The sequence below is a fragment of the Arthrobacter koreensis genome (assembly GCF_009193255.1).
Classification (GTDB): domain Bacteria; phylum Actinomycetota; class Actinomycetes; order Actinomycetales; family Micrococcaceae; genus Arthrobacter_B; species Arthrobacter_B koreensis.
In genome coordinates this window covers 416,762-430,318 of the sequence record NZ_WACG01000001.1, presented here as the reverse complement: position 1 = coordinate 430,318, position 13,557 = coordinate 416,762, and the positions used below count along the sequence as shown (strand labels likewise).

Below are 13,557 nucleotides of genomic sequence, written 5' to 3'. Positions count from 1 at the left end.
CCCTCCGTCCCTCCGTCCCTCCGTCCGGTCGTGTACCGCCTTCTACCGGACGGTCTCCGGCTAGAAGGGCGGCGGATCATCCTCCGGCGACGGCGACGGCGACGGCGACGGCGGATGCGGGTGACGCCGTTGTTCCGGAGCCCGCGTGGTCGGTTGTAACTCAGCCTGTTGAGACTCAGGCTGTTGGTACTCCGCGTGCTGGTACTCAAGAGTCGGACCGGTTGCGTAGGTTCGTCCGGTGGGTGAGTGCCATTCGATGGTTCCTGGTTCGGGTTGGCGTGCTGTCCATTGGCCGAGGGTTTTGAACCGGTGGTGTTTGGGGCAGAGGTGTTCCAGGTTCGCATGCTCTGTTGCCCCGCCGCGGGAGAAGGGCTTGGTGTGATCGATCTCGGCATGGGTGACGCTCACGGAGCAGCCGGGGAACCTGCAGGTGCCGTCCCGTGCCTGGAGCCAGCGTTTGAGTCCAGCCGGGATCCGCCGTGTTCGTCCGACGGTGAGGATGTGCCCGGTGGCGGGGTCCTGGATCAGGGGTGTCCAGTGCAGGGCGTCGAGAATCATGGCCCGCGCTGTTTCTGCACTGATCGGTCCGTAGCCGTTGAGCTCCGCGGGGTTCTCGTCGAGTCCGGCGAGGGTGTCGGCGTTGATGAGGACCATGACCTCGGTGCGGACCGTTGACCGGTTCCGGTTCTGGGTGCGGTGCCGCTCTGCGCGGCGGGGTCTTCTGCCCGGTTGGGTGTTGCCCGCCGGGCCGCTAATAGGGTTGCCGTCCGGGTCGCCCGCCGTGCCGCTGTCCGGGTTGCCGTCCGGGTTGCCGTCCGGACCGGGGGCCGGGGCGGCGGTAGGGGTGGGAGCCGGGACGGGATCGGGAGCTGGTTCGTTCGCGGTGATATCCGACCCGGGACGGGTGCCCGGCATTGCCGGGCCGGGAACGAGTGGTGCTCCTTTCATGTCTTTGGCACGGGGTGTTCCCTGGGCAGGCGGAGCCGCGGTCCTTGAAACCTCGGTGGGTGGTGTCGCTGCCTGGGTTTCCCGCATGCCGGTTGGTGGCTGGTTTTCGAGGAGCAGTTCGGTGAGGGTGTCCGCGCGGAGCTGGTCCATGGTGCGGGGGTCCCCGGCATGTTTGCCGGCTTTCGCTGCACTAGTCAGGGCGGCGAACATGGCCTGGCCTTTTTCTGCGGCGATGATTGCGCTGAGGCAGGACATGCCATCTGGCAGGGGTTGGAACATGACCCGGCGTTGGTTTTTGGCCTGGCGGTGCCGGACGGGGATCAGGTCCGGGAACCGTGATTCCCGCAGCCGTCGGGCACGGCGGCCGAATCCGGCAGCGGTCCTTCCCTCGGCTGCCGCGAGCAGGTCGCGTTCGAACGCACCCCGGACGGTGAGCCCGGCTCCGGGCGCGGGATCGCGGGGGCCGTCCCCGTCAGCCTGTTCGTTCGATCCGTGGTCGCTGGGAGGCCCGGGTTGCGGATCAGGGTTTTCGAGTCCGAGGTCCAGTTGGCCGGGTTCCCCGTTACCCGGTGCGCCTGGGCCTGCTGGTGCGGGAGCACTACCGGGAGCGCGGCCGGCGGCGTTGCCGGTGGCTGGTTCTTCGAGGATGTCGGTGGGGAGGTTGTGGGTTTCGTCCAGGATGATGCGGGCGTGCTGGAGGGCGATTTTCCCTTCGGCCAGGCGGGCGAGAGTCTGGGGTGCGTCGGTGCAGAGCCGGGTGGATTCGCTGATGAGCTGCATGGCGGTCATGTGGGGGATGTTCAGGGCGGTGGAGGCTTCGGCTGCTGCGAGGCTCATGGCCAGTGCTGGTTCTTCGCGTCCGGATGCCTCGGTGATGTCCCTGGCGAAGAGTACTTCCAGGCGGGCGGCTACGCGGGCCTGCTGGGCCTGGGCCCAGGAGATGAGTATGCCCAGGCGCTGCAGCGTGGAGACGGTTTCGTCGTAGCCGAGGGTTTCGGGTCCGCGGAGGGATAGCTGTCCGGTGAATCCTTCAGGCAGCGGAGCGGGATCGGTTGTGTCTGTCTGCCCGGGCTCGGCATGGAAGACAGAAACCGTGGGGACCACACCGCCCGAACCGCCCGAGCCATCCGGTCCGCCGGGACCAGCCGCTCGTCCGGGACCGGGCGGGGAAAAGGAACCGGCAGCATCTCGTCCTGGTTCCGCACCCGGAGCACCGTCCTGCTCCCGGTCAGCTGACCGGGAAAACGGGGTGTCCGAGGAACGGTTCATACCCCAAGACTCTCAGCTGCCACTGACATTCCGAGGCCAAAATCGGCCCTTTTCAGACCACCGGATTACCGGTAAATTACCCGCTTTTGAAACGTCCGGCTGAGCACTTACGGGGCCTAGCAGACATGGGGAGAGATGGTAAGCGGGCACCCAACCACGGCTTAGCTCCAGCCCAGCCGGCCAGGCTCCCAGCCCCGCCATCGGTCACGGACCGCAACGCGTAAGAAACACCAGGCCGCACTCGGAAGCCCAGGCGTAACTCCCATGGAGGTGTGAAAGGCCCAGCGGAATGACAGCTAGGCCTCGCCGCGAAGCTGCGCGACGCCGTCGTGCACCACTGCGCGCAGGTCGCCACCGTTGGCCTCCGCAACACGGCGCTGCCGCTGGTAGCCGGCACCGCGCTCGATGATGCCCGCAACATCGGCCAGTTCGGCACTGCAGCCAAGCTTCTCGGCAACCGGAGCAAGACGCGGAAGAACGTCCTCGAGGAGGTGTTCGGTGACGAGCTTTTCGTTGCCGGCAGCATCGAGAATGATGATGGCATCGAGCCCGTAGCGGGCAGCGCGCCATTTGTTCTCCTGCACATGCCACGGAGGCATGGTCGGAATCGTTCCGCCATTGTCCAGGATGGTGGAGAACTCGTCGACAAGGCACTGGGTCAGCGCAGCGATGGCCCCGATGTCCGTAGCCGTGGAAAGCCCGTCGCAGACACGCAGCTCGATGGTTCCAAGCGCAGGAACCGGACGGATATCCCAGCGGATCTCACTGATCGAATCGATGACACCCGTGGTGAACATGTCCTGCACGTACGACTCATACTCGTGCCAGGAACGAAACTGGAACGGCAGCCCGGCCGTAGGGAGCTGCTGGAACATCAGGGCACGCTGGGAGGCATACCCCGTGTCCTCACCCGACCAGAACGGAGATGACGCTGACAACGCCTGGAAATGCGGGAAGTAGTTCACCAGGCCGTCGAGGACCGGAAGCGCCTTGTCCCGTGAATCCAGGCCGACGTGGACGTGGACACCGTAGATGAGCATCTGCTGGCCCCACCACTGGGTGCGGTCAATGAGCTTGGCATAACGTTCCTTGTCCGTCACCGGCTGGGAACGCGGCGCGGCAAAGGGGTGGGTCCCGGCGCAAAACAGCTCCACACCCATGTCATCCGTGACCCGGCGGACGGCTGCCATTGAACGCGCCAAATCAGCTTTGGCTTCGGCCACGGTAGTGCAGATTCCGGTCACCAGCTCAACCGTGTTCTCCAGCAGTTCCTGCTTGATGTGCGGGTGCTCGTCATCCGGGCTGAGGCTGGGATCGTTGGCGTTCACCGCCCGCAGGACTTCGTCGGCTACCGAGAGCAGCTCACCGGATTCCCGGTCGACCAGCGCCAGTTCCCACTCGACCCCCAGGGTCGACTGCGGTGAAGCTGCGAACTCAATATCCAATACGTCTCCTGCTGTGCGCTGCGAAAGTCAGATTCTCCGGTACCGCACCATTGCGTTCTTAGAGCTGACTTCAATCGTAGCCCGGACACCGGCCTCTTCAGTTCCGCTGCCAAAGCTCCGTCCGGCGTCCGCCGCACGCCATAATGGACCAATGCCGATCCTGAACAAAGACATGACCCTGTGCATCTCCCTGGCCGCCCGCCCGAGCAACATCGGCACCCGGTTCCACAATTACCTGTACGAGCAGCTGGGCCTGAACTACGTCTATAAGGCATTCGCGCCGGCGGACCTGGCCCAGGCGGTAGCAGGGATCCGTGGCCTGCCCATCCGCGGCGCCGCCGTCTCCATGCCCTACAAGGAGGACGTCATTGCGCTGGTGGACCGTATGGATCCCTCCGCGGCGGCGATCGATTCAGTGAACACCATCGTGAACGACGACGGCGTGCTCACCGCCTACAACACTGACTACCTCGCGATCGCGCGGCTGCTGGCAGACCACGAGGTCCCGGCGTCCAGCTCGGTGCTGCTGCGCGGCTCCGGCGGAATGGCCAAGGCCGTCGCGGCGGCGCTGCGTGATGCCGGCTTCGCGGACGTAACCATCGTGGCCCGCAACGAAGCCACCGGCCGGTCGCTGGCTGACCTCTACGGCTTCAACTGGGCTCCGGAACCCGGTGAGGCAACCGCTGATCTGCTCATCAACGTGACGCCCCTGGGCATGGCAGGGGCCGACGAGGACGTCCAGTCCTTCGACGACGAAACCATCGCGGCCGCAGAGACGGTGTTCGACGTCGTCGCCCTTCCGTCTGAAACGCCGCTGATCCGCGCCGCCCGGGGTGCGGGCAAAAAGGTCATCACCGGCGCCGAAGTCATCGCGATCCAGGCAGAGGAACAGTTCGTCCTCTACACCGGGGTCCGTCCCACACCGGAGCAGGTGCGCGAAGCCAGCGAGTTCTCGCGCAGCTAGCCGTCCACCGCAGAAGGCACCGGCTCGACGACGATAGCCACGCGGTCCTCACCAATCCGGGTGAGGACCAGGGTGGCCTTGTTCGGGCCCTTGCCCGATCCGGTGAGGAGCTGCTTGCGCAGTTCCTCGGGCGTCACGGCCATACCGCGCTTCTTGATGTCCAAGACCCCGATGCCTTGGGCTCGGACCCAGGCTTTCAGGGCCTTGACGTTGTAGGGCCGAACCTCCAAGATCCGGTAAGCCCGTGCGAACGGCGACTCCATTCGGTCCGGAGCGGCTATGTAGGCGATCTGCGGGTCCAGCAGATGCCCGCCCAGGGAACGCGCGACGTCGGCGACCAGGCCCGCGCGGATGACCGCGCCGTCGGGCTCGTAGAGATAGCCCTCCGCCGGACCGACCTGCACGTCCTGGGCACCGGGAACATAGTCCTCGTGCGAGGTCAGCTCCGCGGCACCGTTGGCACCAATGACCAGTGCTGCCCGGCGGATACCGGGGCGGCGCAGCTCGTTGAACCACAGCGTGGCCTCGGTAACGTCGCCGCCGACAGACACCCACTGGACTTCGCAGTTCGCCGGAATCGACTCGTGCGGGATGCCCGGCCCGAGCTTCACGCCCACCGGCATACCGCGCTCGGCGAGGGATTCAACGAAGGACAGCGGAGGTGAGAAGGCTTCCGGGTCGAAGATGCGGGAGGTTCCCGACGTCGACGTCGTCCGCCGCGCGGGATCCAGCCACACGGCGTCGATCCCGGTCAGGTCAAACGACTCAGCGTCCCCCTGCACTACCTTCGCTTCCGGCCACGGCATCAGGTTGATGGTTGCCACGGCTGCAGTGATTTCATCAAGCTCGACGGCGGTGACCTGGCGGTCCAGCGTGGCCAGGGCCAGCGAGTCGGCGCCGATGCCACAGCCCAGGTCGGCTACCTTTTCCAAGCCCGCTTCCTGGTAGCGCTGGGCATGCAGCGCCGCAACATTCAGCCGAGTGGCCTGCTCGAGACCGGCCGGGGTGAAGAGCATGTGTTCGGCGAACGGCCCGAACTTTGCGCGGGCTTTCATCCGCAGCTTCGCCTGGGTGAGGACGGCGGCGACGAGCTCGGGGGAGTGCCCGGCCTTGCGCAGGTCGGTGTTGAGTTTCAGGGACTCGGACTCCAGATACGGGCCAAGGGAATTGAGCAGGGCCCAGCCTTCGGGGGTCAGGACATGGGCAAGGGAAGTGTCGGGCATGGATACAAGCCTAGTTCTTCGGAGACAGGGCGGGTTAGGCGGCGACGGCGCCGCTTGGCACCCGCGCTGCCACTGGGCGCCCGGCCGCGACCGGGTATCTTGGGGCCATGACTGAGCTGGCTGTAGATCCCCTTGATGTCCTCCGCCTCCGCACCAGCGCCAAGTGGCGCACCTATCACGGCGACGTGCTGCCGATGTTCGTAGCGGAAATGGACTACCCGCTGGCCCCGCCCGTGGCCCGCGCGATGATCGAACGGATCGAAGCGTCCGACGTCGGCTACGTTTCCGGGCCCGGTCCGGTGGGCCCGGCGTTCGCGGGCTTCGCGCAGCGGCGCTGGAACTGGGAAGTGGACCCGGAGGACGTGCGGACCACCACGGACGTGAGCGTCGCCATCGTGGAAACTCTCCGGCAGGTGCTTGAGCCGGGGGACGAAGTCATCATCACCCCGCCGGTGTATCCGCCGTTCTTCGATCTTCCGCTGGAGGCGGGCGGCAAGGTCCGTGAGGTACCGCTGCTGCAGGACGATGCCGGGTGGTCCCTGGACCTGGACGGACTCGAGAATGCCTTCTCCGGGGGTGCCCGCGCGCTGCTGCTGTGCAATCCGCACAACCCGCTGGGCCTGGTGCACCCGAAGGAAACGCTCGACGCCGTCGCCCGCCTCGCTGCGAAGTACGGCGCCACGGTGGTCAGCGACGAAATCCATGCCCCGCTGGTCTATTCTCCGGAGACCTTCACTCCCTTCCTGTCGGTGTCAGATGAAGCACGGACCCATGGTGTCTGCGTGACAGCGGCCAGCAAGGGGTGGAACATTGCCGGCTCGAAGTGTGCCCTGATGATCGCCTCAACCCCTGAAACCCGGCTGCTGCTGGATGAGATGCCGGAGGAAGTAGGTTTCCGCACCTCGATCCTCGGCCTGCACGGTACAGCGGCCGCATATGCCGACGGCGAGGAGTGGCTCGACGGCGTGCTGGCAGTCCTGGCCTCCAACCGGGAACTTCTCCGCGAGCTGCTGGCAGCAGAACTGCCGGGAGTGGGATACCGGATGCCGGACGCGAGCTATCTGGCCTGGCTGGATATGCGTGCACTGGGCTGGGGGACGGACCCGGGGGAGTACGCCCTGGAGAAGGCCCGGGTAGCGCTGGAACCCGGACTGAAATTCGGGACGGCCGGGGCAGGGCATGTCCGGTTGAACTTTGGCTGCGCACCGGAGGTCCTTGAGGAAGCTATCCACAGATTGAGCGCAGCCAGATCCTAACTGCCTGGAAACCCGTACGCTCTCCGGAAAAGGAGCACGAAGCCGCCGGGGAGAGGACTCCCGAGTCGGCGGCAGCCGGCTCCCCCACGGACGTACGAGGGGTACTAGGAGGCGGCATGCCGTTGAACGGATACAGCGTCAATCCCGAGGGCTGCGCCGCCATCCTCATCCAGGTGGAGGAAGACGAGACCAGGCACGCAGCACTGTCCGCTCTGCGGGAAGGCATGGATTCAGCGCAGTCCGCCTGTGGGGACGGTTCCGGGACCGTGGCGCAGGCGCTCGCCGAGGTCTGGCAGGACACTATGAGCCTGCAGATAGAGGCCGCGGAGGAACGCATTCACAACGCGGCCGAAGGCGTCCGGAAAGCCGTGTCCATTCTTGGGGGCGCGGACCAGGACATGGCCGAAACAGCGAAGTCCAGCCTCGCTGAGCTTCAGGCCGGAATCCTTTGGGAACCTCAACTGGACAGGGCCCGCTGATGCCGATCGAGACATCCAGTCTCCGTGGCTGGTGTTCGCCGGACGCGGTGGAGAGCGCGGCACCAGCAGTGAAACGGGGCGGGGATGCGTATCTCCAGAGTGTTGAACGGGCCGGGGACACCTGGAGGCAGCTCGGATCGCACTACGCCGGGGACGGCTCTGCCGAGATGATCAGTGCGTATCGGAACGTGTTGCCTAACGCCGGAATGCTCGCGGACACAGCCCAGGCTGTCAGCACGGCGCTGACGGAATTCGCCGATGGAATTCGTTTCCTTCACATCCGGCGGACGGCGCTCCTGGAACGAGTGGAAGCCGCAAACCTGCGCGCTGCGCAAGAACATGAGTCCGTCTGCCGTGCGGAGCCGGCATACACACCGCGGCCGGCAGCCACGGCGGACCTGCTGCTGCCGGCCGAAGTGGCGGGGCTGGCCGCCCAGTACCGGGCACTGGAAGAGCAAACTAGCGAAAAACTTCGATCCGCTTTTCGAGGTGACGGTTGGTTCCTGGACGCCGCCACGAGTATCCCCGCGACGGTTCTCTATGGGACAGCAGGCACAGGCATAAACGCCACTCAGGTTCGGCAGGCAGCTCTTAGGGATACGCGGCCCGGGCTGTTGTTCCGCCCATACCAAACTGCAGTGCAACGTATGCGCATGGCGAGGGGGCGCTGGAAAACTGAACTGAGACCGACAGCCGTCTTTAGTTTTGACCTTCGCCCGAAAGTCTCCAGGGATTTCTACAACCATTCGAGCTGGTACCGCAACCGGGTCAGGGCGAATCCATCGAACTGGGTGTTGCCGGACAGGTTGAAAGACCTTGGCTCGGCAGCGAAAGGGCTCAAGATCGGTGGCAGCGGTGTACTCACCGCTGTTACAGCGGGATTCACCGTTGCCGACGAGCGGAAGGACGCCTACAACGAATTGCTGCAGGCGAACCCGGGGTGGAGCAAGGAGGAACTCGACCGGCGGGCAAACATCGAGGGCGGGATCAAGGGCGGCACCAAGGCGGGCATCGACCTCACGGCTGCCGCCACGGGCGCACTCATTGGTACCGCAATCGGCGGACCGGCCGGTACTCTGATTGGCGCCGGAATCGGGATCGGAATCTCCGTGGTTACGTCTATCGAGTTCGATTTCCTGGGCGGCCGCACACTGAAAGATGTTGCAGCCGACGGCGTCTGGGACGCCGTAAACAGTTTGGCGACGGGTTGGAACAAACTCTTTGGCGGTTGACTCTTACTGAAATGGAATACGAATGCGCAGGATGAGAAAGCCTGAGTGCATGACGGCACCGCATGACCGGGCGTAGCGAACGTGGAGGTCCAACATGGAAACCAACTACTGGGCGTTCTTCGCGTTCATGCTGCCCTTTGGCCTGGTCGTCTTTACCGGTGGTGTCCTGGTTTATACAAGGAAGTTTGTTGGGCTGCTGATCCTGGATAGGTTCATGCCGGGAAAACCTTCACTGGCCACCACCTTCTTAGGGGCGTGGCTCCTTCTTATGGCCCCGCAACACTTCGTGAATGAAAGCGGCATTGATGCGCTGATCATGCCCTACAGTGCGCTTCTTCTCGCCTGTCTCGCCATCGGTCTCATGGGCTGGTACTGGATGCCCAAGTTCCTCCAACCCAAGTGGATGAAAGAAGGAGACAAACTCGAGGCCCGCGGGGAAGACCGGTTTGTAAAGGACTTTTACGATTCGGACGGGAGGCTGAAAGAGTGACGAATGCTGCCGGCATCAGCCACGAACGGCTGCGCGGTTTCCGGGTTCCCCGCCCGGGTGGCTGGGAATTGGCTGAGTGCCCCGGAAACATGATCGCCGTGGCACATCCGCCTGTACCCTTCGGGGTCTTCCGCCCCAATATGGTCCTGCGATGGGCACCCGCAAACGGGATCTCCCTCACCAGGTATGCGACCGCAGCGCTGGCCTCAACCATGCAGACAGCACAGCAGGTCCGCATCATCGCCCACGAGGCCTGGCCGATGAACGGTCCGGAAGGTCCCGTCAGCGGCCGGCGACAGCGCTTCGTGCACCAGATGGATCAGCACCCGGTCTGCGTCGACCACTGGCTCTGGATAGCGGGCAACCGGATATGCGAGGCGACGGCAAGCTACACCGCTGACCAGCTAGTCGGAATGAAGCTGCTGTTCGAACAGATGATCAAGGACTTGAAGATCGAAGCCGGAGGTGATGCCGGGGAGAGCCAGGAACGCAGTCTCATGGACACCATCGCGCCCACAGAGCCGCGCCTGGACCTACAGGCCACACGGCTGGCCGGAGAGGACCGCGAGGATCTTGCCGTGCTTGCAGCAGCCCAGCCGTACCGGGAACCGCCACTTCTCCTGCCCATCCCCGCCCTGGAGCTCATGGACAGCCTGGCGGAACGGAACCGCCTGGGAAGGTTCCAGCGCAAGGGGCCGGAACTCGCGGTGCTGCAGAATGCAGGTTTGCTTGACGCAGACAGCAGCCTGACGCAGGCAGGTACCGACTTCGTGGCACCGTTACGCAGCTCGGACGCGGCATTCAGCGTCACAGCGGCCGACGCACAAGGGGGCGCCATTCTCCAGGCGTGGATAGGCGGCGGCCTCGGCAGGGTGACGGCGGAACCGTCGCGCTTCTCCGCGTCGTCCGGGCGCGTACCGGGGCCTGATGACCTGGCAGTTCAGGTGCTTCAGGCCAACGCCGTCCCTCAAGCGATAGCGGACTGGCTGGGCTTCTCACCGGCATGGAGCATTGCGCATGAACCGGTGGTCCTGACGACGGACCAGTACGAAGCGAGGATGAAGTCCCAGGAGGCAGAAGCCCCGGAAAGCCTGGGAGAGGCGGCCAAGCGCATGTGGGAACAACCCTGGACCGAATGGGAGATCGTTGAGGAGTGGACAGGCGGCTGGTTCGCGTTCGTGAACGCAGGAAGGGCCGGCCATTACCGGCTGGGTCCGGTGGACGAACGTCCGGGCGAGGCCGGTTTGCTGATGCTGGAGCCGGTGTCTTCCGCCGCTGTCTGGGACACTCTCGTGCGGTTCATCCACGCTGCCGTTGAAGGAACCCCGCTCTGGATCCCGGAGCTGCCGGGCTTCGATGACCGGCCGGCAGACGGCAGAGCCCCGGAAGGCAAGGTCTGGGAAGCGTACGGCTAGGCAGCCCTAGGCGAAGTACACGCCGATCCGGTTGCCCTCGATCTCCTCGATCCGGATATCGATCTCGTAGATGTCCCTAAGGACCTCAGGCTGCATGATCGCCGACGGCGGTCCCTGATGGAGCAGCTTGCCGTCTGCCATGGCAATGATGTCGTCCGAGTAGCAGGACGCGAAGTTGATGTCGTGGATGACCAGGACAACGGTCTTGCCCAGCTCATCGGTGAGCCGGCGCAGCAGCCGCATCATCTCCACGGAGTGCTTCATGTCCAGGTTGTTCAGCGGCTCATCCAGCAGCAGGTAATCCGTGTCCTGCGCCAGCACCATGGCGATGAACGCACGCTGGCGCTGGCCGCCGGAAAGCTCGTCGACAAAGCGGTCGGCCAGCTCAGTGAGGTCCAGGAAGGCCATGGCCTGCTCGATCTTTTCCCGGCACGCCGCCGTCGGGCGCCCCCCGTTGTGCGGGTACCGGCCGAATCCGACCAGGTCGCGGACCGTCAGCCGGACGGTGAGGTGGTTGTCCTGGCGGAGGATAGCCATCTTCCGGGCCAGGTCCTTGCCCGGTGCGGCAGAGACGTCCAGGCCGTCCACGGTGACCGAACCGGCGTCGGACTTCAGCAGGCGGCTGATGATTGAAAGCAGCGTGGACTTGCCGGCTCCGTTCGGACCGATGATGGAGGTGACGCCGCCCTCCTTGATGTGGCAGCTCACCCCGTCCACTACCGGGGTGGAGCCGTAGGTCTTGGTGACGCCGTTGACCTGGATCATTTAAGGGAGCCTTTCAGGAGCAGAATCAGGAACACGATTCCGCCAACGAATTCAATGACAATGCTCAGCGCGGTATCGAAAGCGAAGATGCGTTCAAGGACCAGCTGGCCGCCTACCAGTGCAATGATGCCCAGCAGCACGGCGATGGGAACCACGGCCTTGTGGGAGAAGTGGGAGCACAGCTGGTAGGCCAGTGATGCCACCAGCAGGCCGAAGAAGGTGACCGGGCCAACCAGTGCGGTGGAGACGGCAACCAGGACCGAGCAGATCACCAGCACACCGGTCACGGAACGCTTGTGGTTCACGCCCAGGTTGATGGAGGTATCCCGTCCCAGGGACATCACATCGAGGGAGTGCCGCATCCGCCAGGCCGGAACGCTGACGATTGCGACGGCAATCAGCGAGTAACCCAGCAGTGCGCCGTCGACATTATTAAAGGACGCGAAGAACAGGTCCTGCAGGATGATGAACTCGCTGGGCTCGATGAGGCGCTGCAGCAGGGAGGACATGCCGCGGAACATCGTGCCCAGCACAATTCCCACCAGCAGCATCAGGTGCAGGGACTTGCCCCCGCCGGTGAACAGCCACCGGTAGAGCAGGAAGGAGAAGCCCACCATCAGGGCGACTTCCATCCCGTAACGCAGCGGCTCGGACATGGAAAGAACCAGTCCGCCGCCGAAGGTGAACACCAGGACGGTCTGGATCAGCACGTACAGGGCATCGAAACCCATGATGGACGGCGTCAGGATCCGGTTCGCGGTCACGGTCTGGAACAGGACGGTGGAAACCCCGACGGCGTAGGCCACCAGGATCATCGACCCCACCTTGATGGCGCGGCGCGGCAGCACATAGCCGATGTTTCCGCGCAGCTCGATGGTCATGAAGACGGCGACGAGCGCCGCGGCCACGACGGAAAGGGCAATGATCCAGAAGCGGGGGGAGAGGTTCCGTACGGGACGGCGGCGCTGGACCGTCATTGCCGAAGGCAGGACGCTGGTGGGTGAGCTAGGCACGGGCGGAGCGCTTTCTCAGGAGCAGGTAGAGGAACAGGACGCTGCCCACGGCGGCAACGATCACGCCCACGGGGATTTCGTAGGGGTAGCGGATGGTCCGGCCGATGATGTCGCACACGAGCACAAAGCCCGCACCGAAAATCGCGACCCAGGGGATGGCTCGGCGGACGTTGTCTCCTACCAGGAGGGAGACAAGGTTGGGCACGATGAGACCCAGGAACGGGACCGAACCCACACTGACCACGACGACGGCGCTGATCAGGGACACGATGATCAGGCCGAGGGTCATCACTCGGTTGTAGTTCAGGCCGAGGTTGGTGGTGAACTCCTGTCCCATGCCGGCGACCGTAAACCTGTCTGCGGCGAGGAAACCGATCAGCGTCAGCGCGCCGACGATCCAGAGCAGCTCATACCGTCCGCGCAGGACGCCGGAGAAGTCCCCGGTCATCCAGGAATTCAGCGTCTGGAGCAGGTCGAACCGGTACGCGAAGAAGGTGGTGACGGCAGCGATGACGCCGCCGAGCATGATGCCCACAAGGGGGACGATCAGGGTATTGCGCAGCGGGATGCGGCGCAGGATCAGCAGGAAGAGTGCGGTTCCGGCGACGGCAAAAAGGGTGGCCGTGGACATTTTCATGAACAGCGAGGCTCCGGGAATCAGGACCGTCACCACGAGGATGCCAAGGGACGCGGACTCGATCGTTCCCACTGTGGAGGGTTCAACGAATTTGTTCCGCGCCATGAGCTGCATGATCAGCCCGGCCACGCTCAGTGCCATGCCGGCAAGGATGATGCTCAGTGTCCGCGGCACCCGGCTGACCCAGAAAATCGTCCAGGCGTGCTCGTCGCCGGCCAGCAGCGAGGAGAGGGAGACGTCGCTGACGCCCACGAACATGCTGACGACGGCGAGCACCAGGACGGCGGTGCCGCCCAGGACCAGCATGGCTGCCGGGCCGGGGACCCGGCGTCGTGGTCCGGGTACGGCAGCGGCCCCGGCAGGAGCCGGAGCTGAGGGGCTGATCTGTGTTGTCATGGGGGTTCCGTCTCCCTCGCCGGCC

At 64.8% G+C, this 13,557-nt stretch carries 12 protein-coding genes; 6 read left to right on the top strand and 6 right to left on the bottom strand.

What is annotated here, in order from left to right; all coding sequences use genetic code 11:
• Nucleotides 1-60: 60 nt before the first annotated feature.
• Entirely contained in the window at nucleotides 61-2,217 is a 2,157-nt protein-coding gene (locus GD628_RS01915; protein ID WP_152273681.1) for an HNH endonuclease, read from the bottom strand.
• Nucleotides 2,218-2,513: 296 nt separating this feature from the next.
• A complete protein-coding gene (locus GD628_RS01910; RefSeq protein WP_091602779.1) occupies nucleotides 2,514-3,662 on the bottom strand; it encodes a glutamate--cysteine ligase in 1,149 nt (382 codons plus the stop codon).
• A 151-nt stretch (nucleotides 3,663-3,813) separates the two neighbouring features.
• Here GD628_RS01910 and GD628_RS01905 point away from each other — a divergent pair, with 151 nt between their 5' ends.
• A complete protein-coding gene (locus tag GD628_RS01905) occupies nucleotides 3,814-4,626 on the top strand; it encodes a shikimate 5-dehydrogenase (RefSeq protein ID WP_091602782.1) in 813 nt (270 codons plus the stop codon).
• Here the strand turns inward: GD628_RS01905 and GD628_RS01900 are convergent.
• Complete coding sequence (locus GD628_RS01900) at nucleotides 4,623-5,849, bottom strand: THUMP-like domain-containing protein (protein ID WP_091602785.1); 1,227 nt, start codon at nucleotides 5,847-5,849, stop codon at nucleotides 4,623-4,625. The two genes, GD628_RS01905 and GD628_RS01900, sit on opposite strands and share 4 nt — an antisense overlap.
• 107 nt (nucleotides 5,850-5,956) lie before the next feature.
• Here GD628_RS01900 and GD628_RS01895 point away from each other — a divergent pair, with 107 nt between their 5' ends.
• The 5 genes from GD628_RS01895 (at nucleotide 5,957) to GD628_RS01875 (ending at nucleotide 10,721) form a co-directional block, all read left to right on the top strand.
• Entirely contained in the window at nucleotides 5,957-7,105 is a 1,149-nt protein-coding gene (locus GD628_RS01895; protein WP_152273680.1) for a MalY/PatB family protein, read from the top strand.
• Between the two features lie 116 nt (nucleotides 7,106-7,221).
• Nucleotides 7,222-7,584, top strand: coding sequence for a DUF6507 family protein (locus GD628_RS01890; RefSeq protein ID WP_152273679.1), 363 nt, complete (start codon nucleotides 7,222-7,224; stop codon nucleotides 7,582-7,584).
• Nucleotides 7,584-8,816: a hypothetical protein gene (locus tag GD628_RS01885; protein ID WP_152273678.1), complete on the top strand. Its 1,233-nt coding sequence runs from the start codon at nucleotides 7,584-7,586 to the stop codon at nucleotides 8,814-8,816. The genes GD628_RS01890 and GD628_RS01885 overlap by 1 nt, the downstream gene beginning before the upstream one ends.
• A gap of 94 nt (nucleotides 8,817-8,910) precedes the next feature.
• A complete protein-coding gene (locus GD628_RS01880; protein WP_091602796.1) occupies nucleotides 8,911-9,306 on the top strand; it encodes a hypothetical protein in 396 nt (131 codons plus the stop codon).
• On the top strand, nucleotides 9,303-10,721 hold the full coding sequence (locus tag GD628_RS01875) for a hypothetical protein (RefSeq protein ID WP_152273677.1): 1,419 nt from the start codon (nucleotides 9,303-9,305) through the stop codon (nucleotides 10,719-10,721). The genes GD628_RS01880 and GD628_RS01875 overlap by 4 nt, the downstream gene beginning before the upstream one ends.
• A gap of 6 nt (nucleotides 10,722-10,727) precedes the next feature.
• Here GD628_RS01875 and GD628_RS01870 read toward each other — a convergent pair whose 3' ends face one another.
• Genes GD628_RS01870 through GD628_RS01860 form a run of 3 tightly spaced genes read right to left on the bottom strand, consistent with a single transcriptional unit; the run spans nucleotide 10,728 to nucleotide 13,532 of the window.
• Nucleotides 10,728-11,486 (bottom strand): iron ABC transporter ATP-binding protein, encoded by a 759-nt coding sequence (locus GD628_RS01870; RefSeq protein ID WP_091602802.1) that lies wholly within the window; start codon nucleotides 11,484-11,486, stop codon nucleotides 10,728-10,730.
• The gene (locus GD628_RS01865) at nucleotides 11,483-12,499 is read right to left on the bottom strand and encodes an iron chelate uptake ABC transporter family permease subunit (protein WP_476726876.1); all 1,017 of its coding nucleotides are present in this window, start codon (nucleotides 12,497-12,499) and stop codon (nucleotides 11,483-11,485) included. Before GD628_RS01865 ends, GD628_RS01870 begins: the two co-directional genes overlap by 4 nt.
• Nucleotides 12,492-13,532, bottom strand: coding sequence for an ABC transporter permease (locus tag GD628_RS01860; protein WP_091602808.1), 1,041 nt, complete (start codon nucleotides 13,530-13,532; stop codon nucleotides 12,492-12,494). The genes GD628_RS01865 and GD628_RS01860 overlap by 8 nt, the downstream gene beginning before the upstream one ends.
• Nucleotides 13,533-13,557 lie beyond the last annotated feature (25 nt).

Coding starts and splice junctions, on each gene's coding strand:
- GD628_RS01915 (WP_152273681.1), bottom strand. CDS start 2,217: ATGAACCGTTCCTCGGACACCCCGTTTTCCCGGTCAGCTGACCGGGAG.
- GD628_RS01905 (WP_091602782.1), top strand. CDS start 3,814: ATGCCGATCCTGAACAAAGACATGACCCTGTGCATCTCCCTGGCCGCC.
- GD628_RS01900 (WP_091602785.1), bottom strand. CDS start 5,849: ATGCCCGACACTTCCCTTGCCCATGTCCTGACCCCCGAAGGCTGGGCC.
- GD628_RS01895 (WP_152273680.1), top strand. CDS start 5,957: ATGACTGAGCTGGCTGTAGATCCCCTTGATGTCCTCCGCCTCCGCACC.
- GD628_RS01890 (WP_152273679.1), top strand. CDS start 7,222: ATGCCGTTGAACGGATACAGCGTCAATCCCGAGGGCTGCGCCGCCATC.
- GD628_RS01885 (WP_152273678.1), top strand. CDS start 7,584: ATGCCGATCGAGACATCCAGTCTCCGTGGCTGGTGTTCGCCGGACGCG.
- GD628_RS01880 (WP_091602796.1), top strand. CDS start 8,911: ATGGAAACCAACTACTGGGCGTTCTTCGCGTTCATGCTGCCCTTTGGC.
- GD628_RS01870 (WP_091602802.1), bottom strand. CDS start 11,486: ATGATCCAGGTCAACGGCGTCACCAAGACCTACGGCTCCACCCCGGTA.
- GD628_RS01860 (WP_091602808.1), bottom strand. CDS start 13,532: ATGACAACACAGATCAGCCCCTCAGCTCCGGCTCCTGCCGGGGCCGCT.